General features: G+C 69.7%; 15 protein-coding genes. 6 read left to right on the top strand and 9 right to left on the bottom strand.

All coding sequences use genetic code 11. The features are described 5' to 3' along the window. Positions 1–32: 32 nt before the first annotated feature. The 6 genes from pgl to tkt are packed head-to-tail and all read right to left on the bottom strand — an operon-like array spanning position 33 to position 8,414. A complete protein-coding gene (gene pgl, locus FB475_RS32405) occupies positions 33–752 on the bottom strand; it encodes a 6-phosphogluconolactonase (RefSeq protein WP_141861410.1) in 720 nt (239 codons plus the stop codon). Beyond that, positions 749–1,906: a glucose-6-phosphate dehydrogenase assembly protein OpcA gene (locus tag FB475_RS32400; RefSeq protein WP_141861408.1), complete on the bottom strand. Its 1,158-nt coding sequence runs from the start codon at positions 1,904–1,906 to the stop codon at positions 749–751. Before FB475_RS32400 ends, pgl begins: the two co-directional genes overlap by 4 nt. Further along, complete coding sequence (zwf, locus tag FB475_RS32395) at positions 1,903–3,462, bottom strand: glucose-6-phosphate dehydrogenase (protein WP_141861406.1); 1,560 nt, start codon at positions 3,460–3,462, stop codon at positions 1,903–1,905. The genes FB475_RS32400 and zwf overlap by 4 nt, the downstream gene beginning before the upstream one ends. A 25-nt stretch (positions 3,463–3,487) precedes the next feature. Then, positions 3,488–5,068, bottom strand: a complete 1,581-nt coding sequence (locus FB475_RS32390) for a glucose-6-phosphate isomerase (protein ID WP_141861404.1) — start codon at positions 5,066–5,068, stop codon at positions 3,488–3,490. After that, positions 5,065–6,174 carry a transaldolase gene (gene tal / locus FB475_RS32385; RefSeq protein WP_141861403.1) on the bottom strand — a complete coding sequence of 370 codons (1,110 nt, stop codon included), beginning with the start codon at positions 6,172–6,174 and terminating at the stop codon, positions 5,065–5,067. Before tal ends, FB475_RS32390 begins: the two co-directional genes overlap by 4 nt. A 44-nt stretch (positions 6,175–6,218) precedes the next feature. Continuing rightward, positions 6,219–8,414: a transketolase gene (gene tkt / locus FB475_RS32380; RefSeq protein ID WP_141861402.1), complete on the bottom strand. Its 2,196-nt coding sequence runs from the start codon at positions 8,412–8,414 to the stop codon at positions 6,219–6,221. 253 nt (positions 8,415–8,667) lie between these two features. Between tkt and FB475_RS32375 the strand changes: the two genes are divergently transcribed. From FB475_RS32375 to FB475_RS32355, 6 genes are all read left to right on the top strand, one after another. Then, a complete protein-coding gene (locus FB475_RS32375; protein ID WP_420359236.1) occupies positions 8,668–9,642 on the top strand; it encodes a heme o synthase in 975 nt (324 codons plus the stop codon). Between the two features lie 141 nt (positions 9,643–9,783). Beyond that, positions 9,784–10,899 carry a ScyD/ScyE family protein gene (locus FB475_RS32370; RefSeq protein ID WP_141861400.1) on the top strand — a complete coding sequence of 372 codons (1,116 nt, stop codon included), beginning with the start codon at positions 9,784–9,786 and terminating at the stop codon, positions 10,897–10,899. Positions 10,900–11,086: 187 nt separating this feature from the next. Further along, a complete protein-coding gene (locus FB475_RS37035) occupies positions 11,087–11,251 on the top strand; it encodes a hypothetical protein (protein WP_185759525.1) in 165 nt (54 codons plus the stop codon). Positions 11,252–11,359: 108 nt separating this feature from the next. Further along, positions 11,360–11,956, top strand: a complete 597-nt coding sequence (locus tag FB475_RS32365; protein ID WP_141861399.1) for a helix-turn-helix transcriptional regulator — start codon at positions 11,360–11,362, stop codon at positions 11,954–11,956. A 176-nt stretch (positions 11,957–12,132) separates the two neighbouring features. Then, on the top strand, positions 12,133–16,008 hold the full coding sequence (locus FB475_RS32360; RefSeq protein WP_141861398.1) for a carboxypeptidase regulatory-like domain-containing protein: 3,876 nt from the start codon (positions 12,133–12,135) through the stop codon (positions 16,006–16,008). 123 nt (positions 16,009–16,131) lie between these two features. Continuing rightward, positions 16,132–16,572, top strand: a complete 441-nt coding sequence (locus tag FB475_RS32355; protein ID WP_141861397.1) for an ester cyclase — start codon at positions 16,132–16,134, stop codon at positions 16,570–16,572. A gap of 27 nt (positions 16,573–16,599) precedes the next feature. On the opposite strand, the gene FB475_RS32350 is transcribed toward FB475_RS32355, so the two are convergent. The 3 genes from FB475_RS32350 to FB475_RS32340 are packed head-to-tail and all read right to left on the bottom strand — an operon-like array spanning position 16,600 to position 19,038. Further along, positions 16,600–17,526, bottom strand: coding sequence for a COX15/CtaA family protein (locus tag FB475_RS32350; protein ID WP_141861792.1), 927 nt, complete (start codon positions 17,524–17,526; stop codon positions 16,600–16,602). A gap of 19 nt (positions 17,527–17,545) precedes the next feature. After that, positions 17,546–18,322: an ABC transporter permease gene (locus FB475_RS32345; RefSeq protein WP_141861396.1), complete on the bottom strand. Its 777-nt coding sequence runs from the start codon at positions 18,320–18,322 to the stop codon at positions 17,546–17,548. After that, positions 18,319–19,038: an ABC transporter ATP-binding protein gene (locus FB475_RS32340; RefSeq protein ID WP_238332569.1), complete on the bottom strand. Its 720-nt coding sequence runs from the start codon at positions 19,036–19,038 to the stop codon at positions 18,319–18,321. The genes FB475_RS32345 and FB475_RS32340 overlap by 4 nt, the downstream gene beginning before the upstream one ends. Positions 19,039–19,061 lie beyond the last annotated feature (23 nt).

Below are 19,061 nucleotides of genomic sequence, written 5' to 3'. Positions count from 1 at the left end.
GAACGATCGATGGCCGCACTACGCGAGCGTGCTCAGGAGATCTTGGACGCGGCAGCCTCGTCCAGCAACCACAGGGTGCGGTTCTGGCCCTTGGGCTGGGCGGCCGGGATGTCGCCCTCGGCCAAGGCGGTCGCGACCGCGTCGGCCTTGTCATCGCCGGATACCACGAACCACACCTCGCGGCTCCGGTTGAGCACCGGCAGCGTGAGCGACACCCGCGTCGGCGGCGGCTTCGGCGAGTCGTGTACGGCAACCGCGGCGACATCGGTGACCGCGACCTGCGGATACCCCGGGAAGAGCGAGGCCACATGCCCGTCCGGCCCGACCCCGAGCAGCAGTACGTCGAACGTCGGCGAACCGGCCGCCTCGAGCTCAGCGGCGTACGCCGAAGCCGCGGCCTCGGCGCCCTGGCCGGTGTCGGCCGCCATCGGGTGTACCCGCACCGGGTCGATGTCCAACGCGGACAGGAACGCGTCCCGCGCCTGGGTCTCGTTCCGTTCGGGGTCACCGGACGGCAGGAACCGCTCGTCGCCCCACCAGAACTCGACCCGTTGCCAGTCGACCTCGACCCGCGCGGGCGACTCCGCGACCGCCTGGTACACCTTCGCGGCCACCCGCCCGCCGGTCAGGACGACCTGCGCGACTCCGCCGGTGCTCTGCGCGTCGACGATCGCCGTGATCAGCCGCCCCGCCACCGAGAACGCCAGGTCCTCGGCGTCGGAATGAACCAGCAGCTCCGGATCAACAGTCACCGCTTCACCGCCTTCTTCGCCGCACTCTTCTTGGTCGCGCTCTTCTTGGTCGCGACCTTCTTGGCCGCACCCTTCGTCGCCGCACTCTTCTTCGCTGCAGCCTTCTTGACCGGCGCTGTCTTCACGGGCGCCGACTTCACCGGAGCCGCAGAAGCAGCGTTCTGAGCAGCTACCTTCTTCCCGGCGGCCGACACCTTCGCCGCCGTGGACTTGCGCTGCGTCGCCGCGACCTTCTTCTCGTCGTCCGGCATCGAGTCCCGCTCGACCATGCAGGCGAGCGTCTGCGCGTACACGTCGTCCGGATCGAGTCGCCGCAGCTCCTCGCTCAACAGCTCGGACGTTGTACGCCGCTTCAACGCCACCGGCCGATCCGGCTGTCCTGGCACGCTGAACGTCGCCACCGCGCCATCCGGCCGCGTCAACGCGATCACCCCCGAAGGCGTGAACAGCCGCACGGCCGTCACCCCCGGACCACGCGAGGTCCGCTGCTCCACCGGCACCTTCAACCGCGACTGCAACCAAGCAGCCATCAGATCGGCGCTGGGATTCCCGCGCGCGGCCGTCACCTCGGCTCCGGTCACCTTCGTCGGGTACTGGTCGAGCGCGGCCGCCATCAACGCCCGCCACGGCGTCAACCGCGTCCACGCGAAGTCCGTGTCGCCAGGCGCATATCCCTCGGCCCGAGCCGTGTAGTCCACCGACGCCCGCCGCGTTGCCGCAGCATCGGTCACGCGGCGCCGCCCGAGCTTGCCCAGCGGGTCTTCCGCCGGTACCCGAGGCCCGCCGCCCGGCCACCACACGATCACGGGGGAGTCCGGCAGCAGCAGCGGCGTGATCACGGACTCCGGAACCTTCGCGAGCTCACCGTGCAGCCGCAGCAGCACCGCCTCGCCCGGAATCCCTTCACCCACACGGACTTCGGCGTCGAGCCCGGCCGCACCCTTACCTGGCCGCAGGATCGCCACCAGCACCCGCGACGGGTGCTCGCGCCCGGCCTCGTTGGCGGCCTTCATCGCGTCGTGGTGCGACGCCTCGTCGACGACCACCACGATCGTGCCGACCATTCCCATCGCCGGGGAGCCGGCGTTCCGCCGGGCCTTCAGCAGCGCCGAGGCGATCTCACTCGAGGTGGTGTCGGTCAGGTCGATGATCATGGCCGCCTCCAGGCACGTCCGTCGCGGGCGAGCATGTCGTGCGCCGAGGCCGGGCCCCAGTCGCCGGACGCGTACTGCTCCGGCTGACCGTGCCGGGCCCAGTAGTCGAGCACCGGGTCGAGGATCTTCCAGCCGAGCTCGACCTCGGTGTGCTGCGGGAACAGCGGCGGATCACCGAGCAGTACGTCGAGGATGAGCCGCTCGTACGCCTCGGGGGAGGACTCGGTGAACGAACCGCCGTACTGGAAGTCCATGTTGACGTCGCGGATCTCCATCGCCGTGCCCGGGACCTTGGCGCCGAACCGGAGCGTGATGCCCTCATCCGGCTGGATCCGCAGGACCAGGGCGTTCTGCCCGAGCTCCTCGGTCTCGGTCTTGGTGAACGGCAGGTGCGGCGCGCGCTTGAACATCACCGCGACCTCGGTGACGCGGCGACCCAGCCGCTTGCCGGTCCGCAGGTAGAACGGGACGCCGGCCCAGCGCCGGGTGTCGACGTCGACCCGCAGCGCGGCGAACGTCTCGGTCGTCGAGGTCGCCGGGATGCCGTCTTCCTGCAGGTATCCCTTGACCTTCACGCCACCGGCCCAGCCGGCCGCGTACTGTCCGCGGGCGCTGTGCAGGTCCAGCCGGTCGGGTAGCTGGACGGCGTTCAGCACCTTCTTCTTCTCCTGGCGCAGTGACCAGGCGTCGAAGCTGACCGGCTCTTCCATCGCGACCAGCGCGAGCAGCTGGAGCAGGTGGTTCTGGATCACGTCCCGGGCGGCGCCGATGCCGTCGTAGTACCCGGCGCGGCCGCCGATGCCGATGTCCTCGGCCATCGTGATCTGGACGTGGTCGACGTAGTTGCTGTTCCAGATCGGCTCGAACATCGCGTTCGCGAACCGCAGCGCGAGGATGTTCTGCACCGTCTCCTTGCCCAGGTAGTGGTCGATCCGGAAGACCGCCTCGGGCGGGAACACCGACTCGACCACATGGTTCAGCTCGCGGGCGCTCTTCAGGTCGTGGCCGAACGGCTTCTCGATCACGACCCGCCGCCAGGAGCCGGGCTTCTCGTCGGTCAGCCCGTGCTCGGACAGCTGCCGGACCACCTCCGGGAACAGCCCCGGCGGGATCGACAGGTAGAACGCGTGGTTGCCACCGGTACCGCGGGTCACGTCGAGCTCGTCGACGGTCTCCCGCAGCCGCTTGAACGCCTCGTCGTCGGTGAGGTCACCCGGGACGAACCGGAAGCCCTCGGCCAGCTGCTGCCAGACCTCCTCCCGGAACGGCGTTCGGGCGTGCTCCTTCACCGAGTCGTGCACGATCTGGGCGAAGTCCTGGTTGGTGTAGTCCCGGCGGGCGAACCCGACCAGGGCGAAACCCGGGGGCAGCAGCCCCCGGTTCGCGAGGTCGTAGACCGCCGGCATCAGCTTCTTCCGGGCCAGGTCGCCGGTGACCCCGAAGATCACCAGGCCGCACGGCCCGGCGATCCTCGGCAGCCGCCGATCCTGCGCGTCCCGCAGGGGGTTGCGGTGACCCCCGGTACCCGTCGGCTCTTCGTCGAGCTCAGCGGTCATGGCCGCTTCCTCCCGAGTGTTGTTCCTACTTGAACAGAGACAGGAGCTGCTGTACGCCGGAAGCCACGTCGGTCAGGTGCAACCGCAGCACCGGACGGCCGCGTTCGGCCAGCACGTTCGCGTCCCCGGCGGCCTGCGCCGAGATCAGCGTGCCGAAGGTGAACGGCCGGTCGGGGATCTCAACGTCCACCGGGTGCGCGCCCGTGATCTGCAGGTACACGCCCTCCGGGTGGCCGCCCTTGTGGTACTGGCCGGTCGAGTGCAGGAACCGCGGACCCCAGCCGAAGGTCGTCGGACGGCCCGTCTTCGTGGCCAGAGCCGGCCGGATCGCAACCAGGTCGGCGTCCCGCTCGGAGTCCAGGTACGCCATCACCGCGACGTAGCCCTTGTCCTCGAGCTTGCCGAGCAGCGCGTCCACCGCACCCTGGAGCGAGTCCACGCCGTCCAGCAGCCCCTCGGAACCGCGAACCTCGACAGCGCCCTCGGTGAAGGCGGCCGCCTCCGGCTCCGGCTGCGCGTCGAGCAGACCACGCGCGGCCTTCTTCGCGCTCTCCACATCCGGCTGGTCGAACGGGTTGATGCCGAGCAGGTACCCGGCGACCGCGGTCGCCGTCTCCCACAGCAGCATCTGCCCGCCGAGCGAGCCTGAGGTCAGCGCCGTCGGCACACCGCTCGTCGCCTTGTCCGCGAGCAGCGCGTTGGTCAGGTCGGCCGCGTCGCTGCTCAGCTCCGGCGCGGTCACCTCGACCGCGACCGGGAGTACGCCCGTGCCGTTCTTGCCGGTGCTCTCCGCGATCAGCTGCTCGGCCCAGTCCGGGAAGCCGACGATGTCGGAGCCGTCGGCCGTGATGATCGCCTTGTCCCGGCCCGCGCTGGCCGCGAGCACGGCGCCCAGCCACAGCGCCGGGTTGTCGGCCGAGTCCGCCTGCAGCGCCGGAGCGGCCTCGGCCGCCTGGTCGAGCAGCTCGGCGATGTCCGCACCGGCCAGACCGGACGGCACCAGGCCGAACGCGGTCAGCGCGCTGTACCGGCCGCCGATGTTCGGGTCGGCGAGGAACGTCTTGCGGTACCCCTCGTCCTTCGACAGCTTCTCGAACGGCGAACCCGGGTCGGTCACGACGACGATCCGCGACGCGGCGTCGATGCCGGCGTCGGTGAACGCCTTCGCGAACGTCCGCCGGTGGCTGTCGGTCTCGACCGTGCCGCCGGACTTGCTGGACACCACGATCACGGTCTTCGACAGGTCACCGTCCAGCGCGCGCTTCACGACACTCGGGTCGGTCGAGTCGAGGACGATCAGCTCGACGCCCGCAGTCCGGGTGATGACCTCCGGCGCCAGCGACGAGCCGCCCATCCCGGACAGCACGATCCGGTCCAGGCCCTCGGCCCGCAGGTCGGCCTGCAGTGCCTCGATCTCGGCCAGCAGCGGCCGCGAGGTCTCGTGCAGATCGACCCAGCCGAGCCGGATGGACGCCTCGTGTTCGGCCTCCGGCCCCCAGATCGTCGCGTCCTTCGCGGCGATCCGGGAGGCGATCTTCTCGGCCACCAGCTTGTCGACGACCTCGGACCAGTCGCCGTTGTGGGTGGTCACCTTCGGAATGGTCACTTCGCGGCACCCTTCAGCGCGGCGGTGACGGTGTCCTGCAGCTCCGACCAGGAGGCGTCGAACTTCGCGACGCCCTCGTCCTCGAGCACCTGGACGACCTCGTCGTAGGAGATGCCCAGCCGCTCCAGGTCGTCGATCACCTTGCGGGCCTCGGCGTAGGTGCCGCGGACCGTGTCACCGGTGATCTCGCTGTGCTCCTCGACCGCCTTGATCGTTGCCTCGGGCATCGTGTTCACCACACCGCGGGTGACCAGGTTGTCGACGTACAGCGTGGGGGAGTACGACGGGTCCTTGGTACCGGTCGATGCCCACAGCGGCCGCTGCGGCTTGGCGCCCGCGGTCTCGAGCTCGCGCCAGCGGTCGGTGTCGAAGATCTCCTCGTACGCCTCGAACGCGAGCCGGGCGTTGGCGATCGCGGCCTTGCCCTTCAGCGCCTTGGCCTCGTCGGTGCCGATCGCATCCAGCCGCTTGTCCACCTCGGTGTCCACCCGGCTGACGAAGAACGACGCGACGCTGGCCATCTTGCTGACGTCGTGGCCGTTGTCGACGGCCTGCTCCATCCCGGACAGGAACGCGTCCACGACGGCCTTGTAGCGGTCGAGGGAGAAGATCAGCGTCACGTTCACGCTGACCCCGGCCGCGAGCGTCGCGGTGATCGCGGGCAGCCCGGCCTTGGTCGCCGGGATCTTCACGAAGATGTTCTCCCGGCCGACGATGTCCCACAGCTGCTTGGCCTGCCGGATCGTGCCCTCGGTGTCGTGCGCGAGGCTCGGCTCGACCTCGATCGACACCCGGCCGTCCTGGCCCTCGGTGTCGTCGTACGTCGGCTTGAACACGTCGGCGCCGTCGCGGACGTCGTCGGTGGTGATCACCCGGATCGCCTCGTCGGTCGACACACCCTGCGCCGCCAGCCGGTTGATGATCGGGGCGTACGCGTCGGCGTCCGAGATCGCCTTGGCGAAGATCGTCGGGTTCGTGGTCACGCCGGTGACGTGCTTGTCCTCGATCATCGCCTGCAGGCTGCCGCTGGTCAGCCGTACCCGGGACAGGTCGTCGAGCCAGATGGAGACACCCGCGTCGGCGAGTGCTTTCAAGCGATCGTTCATGTCCGATGCCTTCTTCCGAAACTCTTCTGTTGTTGGGGTGTCTCTCAGTGCGCCGAGGCGACCTGGCCGCCACCGGCCTGGCCCGCGTCGGCCGGCCCGACCGGTCCGGCGGCGGCCCGCTTGGGCGGTACGCCCGGGCCGCTGATCTCGGCCGCGGCGGCGATGCTGTCCTTCGCGGCCTGCACGACGGCGTCGGTGGTGATGCCGAACTCGTCGTACAGCGTCTGGTACGCCGCGGACGCGCCGTAGTGCTCGAGGCTGACGCAGCGGCCGGCGTCGCCGACGATGTCGTGCCAGCTCTGCGCGATCCCGGCCTCGACCGAGACCCGGGCGCGGACCGCGGCCGGGATCACCGACTCGCGGTAGGCGTCGTCCTGCTCGTCGAACCACTCCCGGGAGACCATCGACACGACCCGGGCCTGCACGCCCTCCTCGGCCAGCTTGGTGCGGGCCTCGACCGCGAGCTGCAGCTCCGAGCCGGTGCCGATCAGCACCACGTCCGGGGTGCCCTCGCTGTCGAGCAGCACGTAGCCGCCCTTGTGCACGTTCTCGGTGGTGGCGAAGCCGTCGGTGCCGCGCGGGAAGGTCGGCACGTTCTGCCGGGTCAGCGCCAGGCCGGCCGGACGGTCGGTGTGCTCGAGGATCGTGGCCCACGCGGCCGCGGTCTCGTTGGCGTCACCGGGACGGACGACGTCCAGGCCCGGGATCGCCCGCAGCGCGGACAGGTGCTCGACCGGCTGGTGCGTCGGGCCGTCCTCGCCGAGGCCGATCGAGTCGTGCGTCCAGACGTAGGTCACCGGCAGCTTCATCAGCGCGGCCAGCCGCACCGACGGGCGCATGTAGTCGGAGAAGACCAGGAAGGTACCGCCGTACGGACGGGTCAGGCCGTGCAGCGCGATGCCGTTCAGAACCGAGCCCATCGCGTGCTCGCGGATGCCGAAGTGCAGGACCCGGCCGTACTCGTCGCCCTGGAACTCCTTGGTGGCGTACTCCGGCGGAATGAACGAGGGCTGACCCTTCGGGGTGGTGTTGTTCGAGCCGGCCAGGTCGGCCGAACCGCCCCACAGCTCGGGCAGCTCCGGCGCCAGCTTGGTCAGCACGTCACCGGAGGCGGCGCGGGTGGCCACACCCTTGGCGTCGGCCTCCCAGCTCGGCAGCGCGTCCTTCCAGCCGGCCGGCAGCTCGCGCTTCGACAGTCGGTCGAGCAGCGCGGCACGCTCCGGGTTCGCCGACTTCCAGGCTTCGAACCGGCCGTCCCATTCCTCCTGCAGGGCCTTGCCCCGCTCGAGCGCCTTGCGGGTGTGCGCGATCACGTCGTCGGCGACCTGGAACGACTTCTCGGGGTCCCAGCCGAGCACCTTCTTGGTCGCGGCCACCTCGTCGGCGCCGAGCGCGGAGCCGTGGATCTTGCCGGTGTTCTGCTTGCCCGGCGAGGGCCAGCCGATGATCGTGTGCAGCCGGATGAAGCTCGGCTTGTCCGTGACCGCCTTGGCCGCCTCCAGCGCGTCGTACAGCGCCTGGACGTCCTCCTCGTAGCCCTTGCCGCCGTTGGTCCAGTCGACGTCCTGGACGTGCCAGCCGTACGCCGCGTAGCGGGCCGCGACATCCTCGGAGAACGCGATGTTGGTGTCGTCCTCGATCGAGATCTTGTTCGCGTCGTAGATGACCGTCAGGTTGCCCAGCTTCTGGTGCCCGGCCAGCGACGAGGCCTCGGCCGAGACGCCTTCCTCGAGGTCGCCGTCGGACGCGATCACGTAGACCTGGTGGTCGAACACGCCCTCACCCCGCGGCGCGTCCGGCTCCAGCAGGCCGCGCTCGCGGCGGGCCGCCATCGCCATGCCGACCGCGTTGCCGACACCCTGGCCGAGCGGGCCGGTGGTGGTCTCGACGCCGTCGGTGTGCCGGTACTCCGGGTGGCCCGGGGTCTTGCTGCCCCAGGTCCGCAGCGACTTCAGGTCGTCCAGTTCGAGGCCGAAACCGGCCAGGTACAGCTGGATGTACAGGGTGAGGCTGGAGTGGCCCGCCGACAGCACGAACCGGTCGCGGCCCGGCCAGTGCGAGTCCGCCGGGTTGTGCCGCATCACCTTCTGGAACAGCAGGTACGCCGCCGGCGCGAGGCTCATCGCCGTACCGGGGTGTCCGTTTCCGACCTTCTCGACCGCGTCCATCGCGAGCACCCGTACGGTGTCGACCGCGCGCTGGTCGAGCTCGGTCCATTCAAGCTTGGTCTTCTCCGTCACGCCGGCGGCGCTCCTCTCGATGGGACTTCTTCGGGGTGTCTGCTCAGGACGAGCCTACTGTGGCCGGCTCTCGTCGTTGCGCACCGCTCGACTGTTTGTCAACCGTTCAGCAACTCACCCTGTTCCCGGACGTCCGAGAGGTCACACGAGGCTCCCCGCAGGGGGGTGTGCGAACCCTCCTACGGGCCGTCGTAGACTGCTGAATCGTCAGCGCCGGTTCGCCGGCGTCAACCCAGATCTGTTCGAGGTGTTCGTGACGGCCGTCGACCCGCGTCCCGCCGCGACGACGTCGTACCCGACGCCGCTGCCGGATGCTGCTGTGCCAGTTGCAACAGTGAGTCCGTCGGTGCGCGACGTGGTGAAGGCGTACGTCGGTCTGACCAAGCCGCGCATCATCGAGCTGCTGCTGATCACCACCGTGCCGGTGATGTTCCTGGCCGCCGGTGGGGTGCCCGGGCTGCGGGTGGTGGTCGCCACCCTGATCGGCGGCATCCTCGCCTCCGGCAGCGCGAACACGATCAACTGCGTGTTCGACCGCGACATCGACGAGCAGATGCGCCGGACCCGGCGCCGCCCGCTGCCGCGGCACGCGGTCAGCCCGCGGTCGGCGACCGTCTTCGGCGTCGTGCTCGGCGTGCTCGCCACCCTCGAGCTCGGCTTCTTCGTCAACTGGCTGTCCTCCGGCCTGGCGCTGGCGGCGAACCTGTTCTACGTCTTCGGCTACACGATGGTGCTCAAGCGCCGGACCGTGCAGAACATCGTCTGGGGCGGCATCGCCGGCTGCTTCCCGACCCTGATCGGCTGGACCGCGGTCACCGGCAAGCTGGCCTGGACTCCGGTCGTGCTGTTCCTGGTGGTGTTCTTCTGGACGCCGCCGCACACCTGGTCGCTGGCGATGCGGTACCGCGAGGACTACGCCTCGGTCGACGTGCCGATGCTGCCCGTGGTCGCCACCCCGGTCGCCACCTCCCGGCAGATCATGGCGTACTCGGTGGTCATGGTGGTCACCTCACTCGCGCTCTGGCCGATCGCCGGCACCGGCTATGTGTACGGACCGGCCGCGATGGTGCTCGGCTTCGCCTTCCTCCGCGAGGCCCGAAGGTTGTTGCTCCGGGCCCACACCGGCGCCGAAGGCGCCGCCCTGCGGCCGATGCGGCTGTTCCACTTCTCCAACATCTACCTGGCGCTGCTGTTCATCGCGGCCGCGATCGACCCACTGTTGCACTGAGTTCGTCTACTCAGCGTCTACTCAGCGTCGCCGGACGCCTGCCGGGAGTCCTCCCGTTGACCTCGCCGTGATCTTTTGGTGCCATGGTCGGGTCTGTGGAGGGGGTTCCACGCCTGGGGAGACACAGCATCAGGGGGATACATGGGGGTACGAACACGCATTGCCGCACTCGCGGCGCTCGCACTGGCCGGTTCGGTCCTGGTCGCAGGACAGGCAGACGCCGGTGGCAACCATCACTCGAGTCTGCGGCCGATCGCTACCGGACTGAACGGTCCGCGGGGAGTCTCGACGTACAAGAACCAGGTCATCTACAGCGTCACGGACGGGTCCGTGTACGCGACCGACGGCCACAAGACCTGGAAGCTCGGCACGGTGCCGGGGGCGAACGGGTTCCCGCCGGCCATCGACACGAACAAGTGGGGCGTCACCTACGCCCTGACCGGGGCAGGCGGTGAGCCGGGGCAGCCGCCGGTGCCGGGCAGTTCGACGTTGTACAAGCTGTGGCGCGGGAAGGCCGTCAAGGTCGCCGATATCGCCGCGTACCAGCAGAAGGACCCGGACCCGTACGACCAGGAGAACAACCCGACGGACTCCAACCCGTTCGGGGTGGCCACCCTCGGTGACGGCACGGTCCTGGTCTCGGACGCCGCCGGCAACGACCTGCTCCGGGTCTGGCCGAACGGCCACATCAAGACCGTCGCCCGGCTCAAGCCACGGCTGGTGAAGGTCCCGTCCGGTCTGCCGGCCAAGGACCCGGAAGGCAACCCGTTGCCACCGGCCGGTACGCCGATCCTCGCCGAGGCGGTCGCCACCTCCGTGACGGTCGGGTCGGACGGCTCCTGGTACGTCGGTGAGCTGCGCGGCTTCCCGGCCACCCCGGGCACGTCGGAGATCTGGCGGATCAGGCCGGGCTCGGTGGGCGCGGTGTGTGACCCGGTGAAGCCGTCGAAGGGCAGCTGCACGAGGTACGCCGACGGCTACACGTCGATCGTCGACCTGGCAGGCGGACCGCACCGCACGCTCGCTGTCGTCCAGCTGGACAACGCGAGCTGGCTGCAGTTCGAACTCGGCGGATCGACCGTCGGCGGCCTGTTCCTGCAGTACCCGGGCAGGCACCACCAGGCCGGGTACAAGCGGGAGCTGGTCCGTGGCCAGCTGCACCTGCCCGGCGGCACGGCCTTCGACCGCTGGGGCGGCTTGTACGTCGCCGGCCCGGTCTTCGGCCCGGGCGCCGTCTACAAGGTGCACTACAGGTAGTAGCGGTTGTCAGCGTCGGGGCGCCATGTCGTGGCGCCCCGACGTCTGTGACACCCGGATGGCCAGTTCTGGCCGTGGCCTATGTGGGCCAGAGATGTTGCTGGACACCCTGATGTAGCGCTGGCGAAACTGCTTGCGCGTTGTGCCATGCGATCAGATCCGCGCGCACCATCAGGGAGGGTTCGGCATGCGAGCTGTCGAGTACGGCGTCTCGGACGCGAGCCTGTCGATCCTCGGGGCCGGCAAGTTCGAGGAACGGGCGTTGCCGGTGGCACCGGATGCTGCCATCGAGGCACTGGTGCGCCGGCAGGAGTCCGAACTCGAGCGGATCCGGGCACTGGCGACCGCCTGAGTCGCCGACTTCCGCTCGGGCCGCGGTACGGGGCCGACCGAACTGATCGAGGTCGTCACCGGTGCCGACGCGGTACTGAGCCGCTTCGATCAGCTCCAGCGCGACGCCGTGGCGGAGGTGCAGGTCCTGGACACCCCGCCGTACGCGGGTGCCTCGGGCCCGGACACCAACGCCGTCGAGTTCGAGGTGCTGGCCAGGGGCGTGACCTGCAAGGCGATCTACGACCGGGCCGCACTGGAGCAGGCGCCGAACGCGGTGACCGCGATCCTGCGGTACGTCGCCGCCGGCGAGCAGGCCCGGGTCACGTCCGCGCTGCCGTTGAAGCTGGCGACCTTCGATCGCCGGACGGCGTTCATCCCGCAGTCGATCGACCAGGGCGACATCGCGAGCGCGATCGTCGTCCACCCGTGCAGCCTGCTGGACGTACTTCTGCTGGTTTTCGACCAGCTGTGGCGGCAGGCGACGCCGCTGACCGCTGACGGCTCGCTGCGGGCGGCCGAGGAGGACGGCGCGTTCGAGCCGACTGAGCACGACCGGCGCGTCCTGGTGCTGCTCGCCAGCGGGATGAAGGACGAGGCGATCGCGCGGCATCTGGGCTGGAGCTATCGGACCACCCGGCGGCGGATCGCGACTCTGATGGCGGGCCTGGGGGCCGAGACGCGGTTCCAGGCCGGTCTGCTCGCCGCCCGGGCGGGCTGGTTGTGAGCCGGGCAATCCGACGGGATTGTCCCGCCGGACGAGTGAGCGAGGGGTGAGGCGTGCAACGCACGAGCAGAAGACGTAACGGCCTGACGAGCCGACCTGATGGTCGAGCTGTCCGGACCTCGACTGTTGTTCTGACCACCGTTCTGGCCACGATCGCCGCCTTGGTGGCGTCCGCGGTGACAGTACCGGCCTCGGCGGCCCCGGAGCCGGTCGCGGCGGGTAGTCCGACGGCAGGTAGTCCGACGGCAGGTAGTCCGACGGCGGGTGGGCCGCACGGCAGCCGTACCGTCCCGGCGGGCTGCAATGTCGCCGGCACGGCCGCCGACGGGTCCACGCCGCTGGCCCGCTGCTACGCGGTCGGGTGGGCCGGAGATCGCGGCGCGCTGGCGCAGCGAACGGCCGGGCCCCTGCCCGGCTCGCTGGGGCCGGCCGACATCAGGGCGGCGTACGCCCTGCCGGACGGCGGCAACGGGCGGACCGTGGCGATCGTGGACGCGTTCGGCTACGAGAACGCCGAATCCGATCTGGCCGTGTTCCGCGCGCACTACGGCCTGGCGCCGTGTACGACGGACAACGGCTGCTTCCGCAAGGTCGACCAGCGCGGCGGGACGGACTACCCGCAAGAAGATCCCGGCTGGTCCATCGAGACGGCCCTTGACCTGGACGCGGTCTCCTCGGCCTGTCCGGACTGCCACATCCTGCTCGTCCAGGCCGACAGCAACAGCTCACCGAGTCTGGGTCAGGCGGTCGACACAGCCGCGTCGCTGGGAGCTGTGGCGATCTCCAACTCGTACGGCATCGACGGTGAACTCCCGTTCGAGACGTACTACGACCACTACTACGATCACCCCGGTGTCGCCGTCACCGTGTCGTCCGGCGACAACGGCAACGTCCAGAGCTACCCGGCCACCTCGCCGAACGTGATCTCGGTCGGCGGTACGAGGCTGAGCCAGGACGACTCGACTCCGCGCGGATGGCACGAGGAGGCCTGGACCGACGGCGGCAGCGGGTGCTCGCTCTACGAGCCGCGCCCCGATTACCAGCACGGCCTCGACACCGGCTGCCCGGACACGCGCGCCACCGCCGACGTGGCCGCCGTCGCCGACCCGGAGACAGGGCTCGCGGTCTACAACACCCTCGGGCAGGACGGCTGGGCGCAGTACGGCGGTACCTCCCTGTCCGCGCCACTGGTTGCCGCGATGTACGCCTTGGCCGGCACACCCGTACCCGGGAGCAATCCGGTCACCTATCTGTATCGCCAGAACAGCTCCCTGCACGACGTCACCGAGGGCGCCGACGGCTCGTGCGGGGATGTCCGCTGCACGGCAGGCGCCGGCTGGGACGGTCCGACCGGCGTTGGTACGCCCAACGGTGTGTCGGCCTTGACCCTCGGTTCCTACGGCTGGGCCTCGGGTTCGGTGCGGACCCGGAACCAAGGGCTCGACGGTGCTGCGGTCACGTTCACCGACCAGAACGGCTACCGCACCCGCGCGGTCGTCGACAAGTCCGGCCACTACCGCGTCGCGGTGGCCGCGGGGACCTACCGGATCACGGCGTCGAAATTCGGGTACGCCGACGTGACGCTCGACCGGGTCACGATGTCCGCGGGGGCCGAGCTGTCCAGGAACTTCACCCTGACGGCCGTACCCCGACGTACGGTCAGCGGTACCGTGACCGACGGATCCGGTCAGGGCTGGCCGGTGTACGCCAAGATCTCGATCGACGGGTACCCGGACGGCGCCGTCCACACCGATCCGTTCACCGGTCGCTACAGCGTGGACCTCCCGGTGGGTTCGACATACCGGTTGCACATCGAGGCAGCCGACATGCCCGGCTACCTGCCCGCGGACACTAGTGTTGCCGTCGGCAACGGGAAGAACGCGGTGCTGCGGGACGTCGCCCTCCGCGTCGACGAGACGGCGTGCACGTCCGCCGGCTACGGGCACGTGTTCCACGGTGCCGGCACCGGCTTCGAGGGATGGTCGGGCGCGCAGGACGGCTGGACGGTCACCGACGACGCGGGCAGCGGCAAGACCTGGACGTTCGACGACCCCGGTGCCAAAGGCAACCTCACCGGCGCCGGTGGGCAGTTCGCCGTCGTCGACAACTGGTCGTCGCCGGTCGACCGTAACGACACGAGCCTGGTCAGTCCGGTCGCCGACCTGTCCGACCTCTCCCAGCCGACCGTCGGTTTCGACACGTACTACTACGACTACGGGTTCGGTGAGCAGGACGGCGTCGTCGACCTGAGCCTCGACGGCGGCACGACCTGGCAGAACGTCTGGCGTGCGCCGGACGCCTTCGTCACGGGACACGTCGAGGTGCCGATCCCGCAGGCTGCGCACAAGTCCGATGTCCGGGTGCGGTTCCGCTTCAGCGGGCAGGCCGACAACTTCTGGGAGCTGGACGACGTGTACGTCGGCAACCGATCGTGCGCGGCAGCACCGGGTGGGCTCGTCGCAGGGTTCGTCCGGGATCACAACACCGGCGCCGGGCTGACCGGCGTACAGCTCGACGGTGGGGTCACGCCTGCGGTGAGCCACGCGACCACCGACGACTCGCAGCTCGACGACGGCTACTACTGGCTGTTCGGCCACACCGGCAATCTCGCGCTCAGCGCCACTGGGCGTCAGTACGCCGACGCGAAGCAGACGACGCGGGTTGTCGCGCACAGGACGACCCGGGCCGACTGGTCGCTGGAGGCGGGCCGGGTGGCCTCGACCCCGTCCGGCGTCTCGGTCCGCGCCGGCAAGGGGCCGATCGGTCCCCGGACGCTCACGTTGACCAACCACGGCACGAAGACCGCTCACGTGTCGCTGGTCGAGCAGGACCGTGGTTTCACGGGGACCGACGGTCATCACCGGACGACGTCGCCCGGTGCACCGCTGCGGCGGGAGAAGGTGGACGCCTCGCCGCTGTCGTTCGCGAAGCAGCACGGCGGGCACGACCCGCTGCCGTCCCGGGACGTATCGGCGAACCCGGCGTGGTCGCACCTGCCGGACTACCCGACGCCGATCATGGACAACGTCGTCGCCGCGGACGACGGGGTCGTCTATTCGGTCGGCGGAGCGACCGACGACGGTCTGACCGCCGCCGGTTACGCCTACAACCGGGAGGCCGGCTCGTGGCGGAGGATCGCGGACCTGCCCGAGCCGCTGGAGCGCGCGGTCGGCGGCTTCGTGGGCGGCAAGCTGTATGTCACCGGCGGCTGGGACGCCCAGGGCAACCTGAGCTCGGCGACGTACGTGTACGACCAGGTGAAGAACAAGTGGTCACGCGTGGCAGACCTGCCCATGCCCAGCACCGCCGCGGCGGGCGCGGTCGTCGGCGGCGCCCTGTACGTGGTTGCCGGTTGTGAGTCGCAGGCTTGTACGGAAACGACTCCCACGTACCGGTACGACGTGGGTGACAACACCTGGACGCGGATCGCGGCGTACCCGGAACACGTGGTGATGCCGGGGTGCACGGGCTCGGGTGACGGACTGATCTGCGCCGGTGGTCTCGTGCCGCTGCTCGACGACCCGTGGCACGAGTTCCCGGTCGCGAGCGCCTACCGGTACGCGCCCGATTCGGACAGCTGGACCCGGATCGCCGACATGCCGTATCCCGCCTGGGGTATGGCCTACTCGGGCAGCGGCGGCAAGCTCCAACTGGTCGGCGGCATCACAGGCGGCTACATCACCAACCAGGCCGTCCAGTTCGATCCGGCGACCGGCGAGTGGTCGGCCCTGCCGAACGCCACGTACAGCATGTTCCGCGGAGGTGCGGCGTGCGGGCTGAGCAGGATCGGCGGCTCGATCGGATCGTTCACCGCGACACCGTTCGCCGAGTACCTGTCCGGTCAGGACGCGTGTGTCCTCGGCGCCGACGTGAGCTGGTTGTCGGCCGACCGTACGCAGCTCACCGTTGCACCTGGCCGTTCGGTGACGGTACGACTGCGGTTCGATGCCGCGGCGACGTCCACAGCGGGCCAGTACCACGCTCGGCTCGCCTTCACCTCGGACACGCCGTACGTCATCACACCGGTGGACGTCACACTGACCCGCAACTGACGTCTGCCCGAAGGTTTCCCGGCCGGTCGGGAAGAGATTCTCTGTCGGCCGGGAACGCCTGACCTGAGGCTGGGTGCTGTGAGCGTCGGTGGTCGGCGCCACGAGTCCAAGGTGGTGGCAGACATGGAAGACCGCAGCCAGACCGAGCGGAACAAGGCCGTGATCAGGCGGTTCGTCGAGGAGGTCCAGAACGGTAAGGACTTCGACGCCTACGACGAGCTGAACGATCCCGACTTCGTCAACCTCAGCAGCCCTCCGGGCGTCCCGCCGGACCGGGAAGGCGGCAAGCTGTTCCTTCAGGCGTTCGCCAACGCCTATCCCGACGCGACCTTCACCATCGAGGACATGATCGCCGAGGGCGATCAGGTGGTGACCAAGAAGACAATGTCGGGTACCAACACCGGGGACTTCGCCGGCGTTCCCGCCACGGGCAGGCGGGTGACCTTCGAGTACGTCGACATCATGCGGGTCCGCGACGGCCGGATCGTCGAGCACTGGAACGTCGTCGACCAGTTCAGCTGGCTGACCCAGTTGGGTGTCCTGCCGGCCCCGTCCAGCGTCTGACCGGACCAGCTGATCCGTTGGAACCGCTCAGGTCGCGGGCGTCCCGCGTTCGCCGTACACGGCGGTGACGAGGGCGATCAGCAGCCCGGCCAGGAACATGTGCACGAGGACGACGCCCCAAGGCAGGCCCGTGAAGTACTGCGTAAAGCCCACGGCGCCCTGGAGCAGCTCGATCGCCAGCAGCCAGGCGGCGAGCTTGCGCAACGTCCGCGACGTGGCGGTCACGCGGGTCGCGATCACCAGCGCGACCGTGATGCCGAGCAGGCCGAAGACGACGTCCGCGTGCAGCTGACTGACCAGCTCAGGGTCGAATCCGTTCCGGCCGGTCTCCGGATCGCCGGAGTGCGGCCCGGCACCGGTCACAATGGTGCCCAGGGCAACGGTCAGCCAGACGGCCACCACCGCGGCGGTGGCGAGCGCACGAACCACTGGGGGAGTGTGCGGGTACGGACTGGTGCGGGACCGGCGCATCATCGACACGGTCAGCGTGATGATCACCGGTGAGACCAGGAAGTGTGCCGACACGATCCACGGGTTCAGGCCGGTGAGCACGCTGATGCCGCCGATGATGCCCTGCAGCGGGACGCCCAGCGCGGCGGCCGTCGCCAGCCGGCGCAGGTCGTGCCGGACCGGGCGGTAGCGCATCACGACCAGCCAGGTGAGGATCGCCACGATGGCCACCACGAAACCGAGCATCCGGTTGGTGAACTCGATCGCGCCGTGGTAGCCGAGCGCGGCGTGCGGCACGTACGAGTCGTCGGTGCAGGACGGCCAGGTCGGGCAGCCGAGACCGGAGCCGGTCAGCCGGACCAGCCCGCCGGTCACCACGATGCCGATGTTCACCACCACCGAGGCCCAGCCCCAGCGCCGGACCACGTCCAGGCTCGGTTCGGGGATCAGGCGCCAGAACCGGCTCACCGGCGCGCTCTCCTGGGGCGGCGTATCCGTGCTCATCACCGGCACACTCTAAAGCTCAGTCCCATCGGAAGGTTCGGGAGACCAGGTATCCGAGTACCGCGGCCCACAGCGCGAGCGACAGGGCGGCGGCCCAGGGGATCACTCCCTGGACGGTCGAATTGGAGATCCCGCTGGCCAGGGCGGCGCTCGGGAGCAGGCGTACGACGCCTTGCATGCCGGCCGGGTACTCGTCGACCGGGGTCATGATCGCGCCGCCTACCAACAGCAGCAGGTACAGGAGGTTGGCTGCCGCCAGGGTTGCCTCCGCGCGTAGTACGCCGGCCATCAGCAGGCCCAGTGACGCGAAGGCCGCCGTACCGCACAACACGGTGAGGATGACGCCGATGACGGCGGTGACTCCTCCGACGGGTTTCCAGCCGAGTGCGAACCCGGTCCCGATGAGAACAACGAGCTGGATGCCCTGGATCAGGAGGACGGCGCCGATTTTCCCGGCCAGCAGGCCGGTGCGGGACAAGGGGGAGGCGCCCAGTCGTTTGATCACGCCGTAGCGGCGTTCGAAGCCGGTGGCGATCGCCAGTGAGGTGAAGGACGAGGACAGCACCGCCAGCGCCAGGACGCGGGGGACCGCCTCGTCGATCGGGCGGCCGCTGCCGAGCGGGAGACGATCGCCGAGGCCGGTCGCGCCGAGCAGGACGAGTACGCCCAACGGGATGACGAGCGCCAGCAGCAACTGTTCGCCGTTGCGGAGCAGGAGCTTGAACTCCATCCGGGTGTGCGCCAGCACCTTGCGCGACCAGGGCGCACTTCCCGGCTGCGGTGCGTAGGTGGTCACTTCTCGTGCCTCGGTGACGTGAGTTCGAGGAAGACGTCCTCGAGGGACTTGGTGTGGTGTTCGGTCAGCGTGTCCGGTGAGCCGGAGGCGATCACCTTGCCGGCCGAGACGACGTGCACCTGGTCGGACAGCTGCTCGGCCTCGTCCATCGCATGGGTCGTCAGTACGACCGTGACGCCGTCGTCGCGCAGGTCGCGGATCAGTTGCCAGATCTCCCGCCGCCCGTGCGGGTCGAGCCCGGTGGTCGGCTCGTCCAGGAACGCGATCTCCGGGCGGCCGACGATCGCCAGCGCGAACGACAGCCGCTGCTTCTGCCCGCCGGACAGCCTCCGGTACGGCGTCCGCCCGCAACTGCCCAGATCCAGCCGCTCCACCAGCGCCGGGACATCGAGCGGGTGAGTGTGCAGCGTGGCGACGTACCGCAGCATCTCCACGGCCCGGACGCCGGACCAGGCGCCGCCCTCCTGGAGCATCACGCCGATCTTCGGCATCAGCTCGTCGTGGTCGGCGAGCGGATCCAGGCCGAGCACCCGGACACTGCCCGAGTCCGGGCGCCGGAAGCCCTCACAGGTCTCCACGGTCGTGGTCTTGCCGGCACCGTTCGGGCCGAGCACAGCCGTCACCGTGCCGGCGGCTACGGTGAGACTGAGACCGTCGACCGCGGACTTCTCGCCGTACCGCACGACGAGGTTGTCGATCTCCACCGCGACTGGCACAAACGCAGCATAGAGAACGGCCC

Source organism: Kribbella jejuensis (assembly GCF_006715085.1).
GTDB classification, from domain to species: domain Bacteria; phylum Actinomycetota; class Actinomycetes; order Propionibacteriales; family Kribbellaceae; genus Kribbella; species Kribbella jejuensis.
This window is presented reverse-complemented; position numbering and strand designations above follow the sequence as displayed.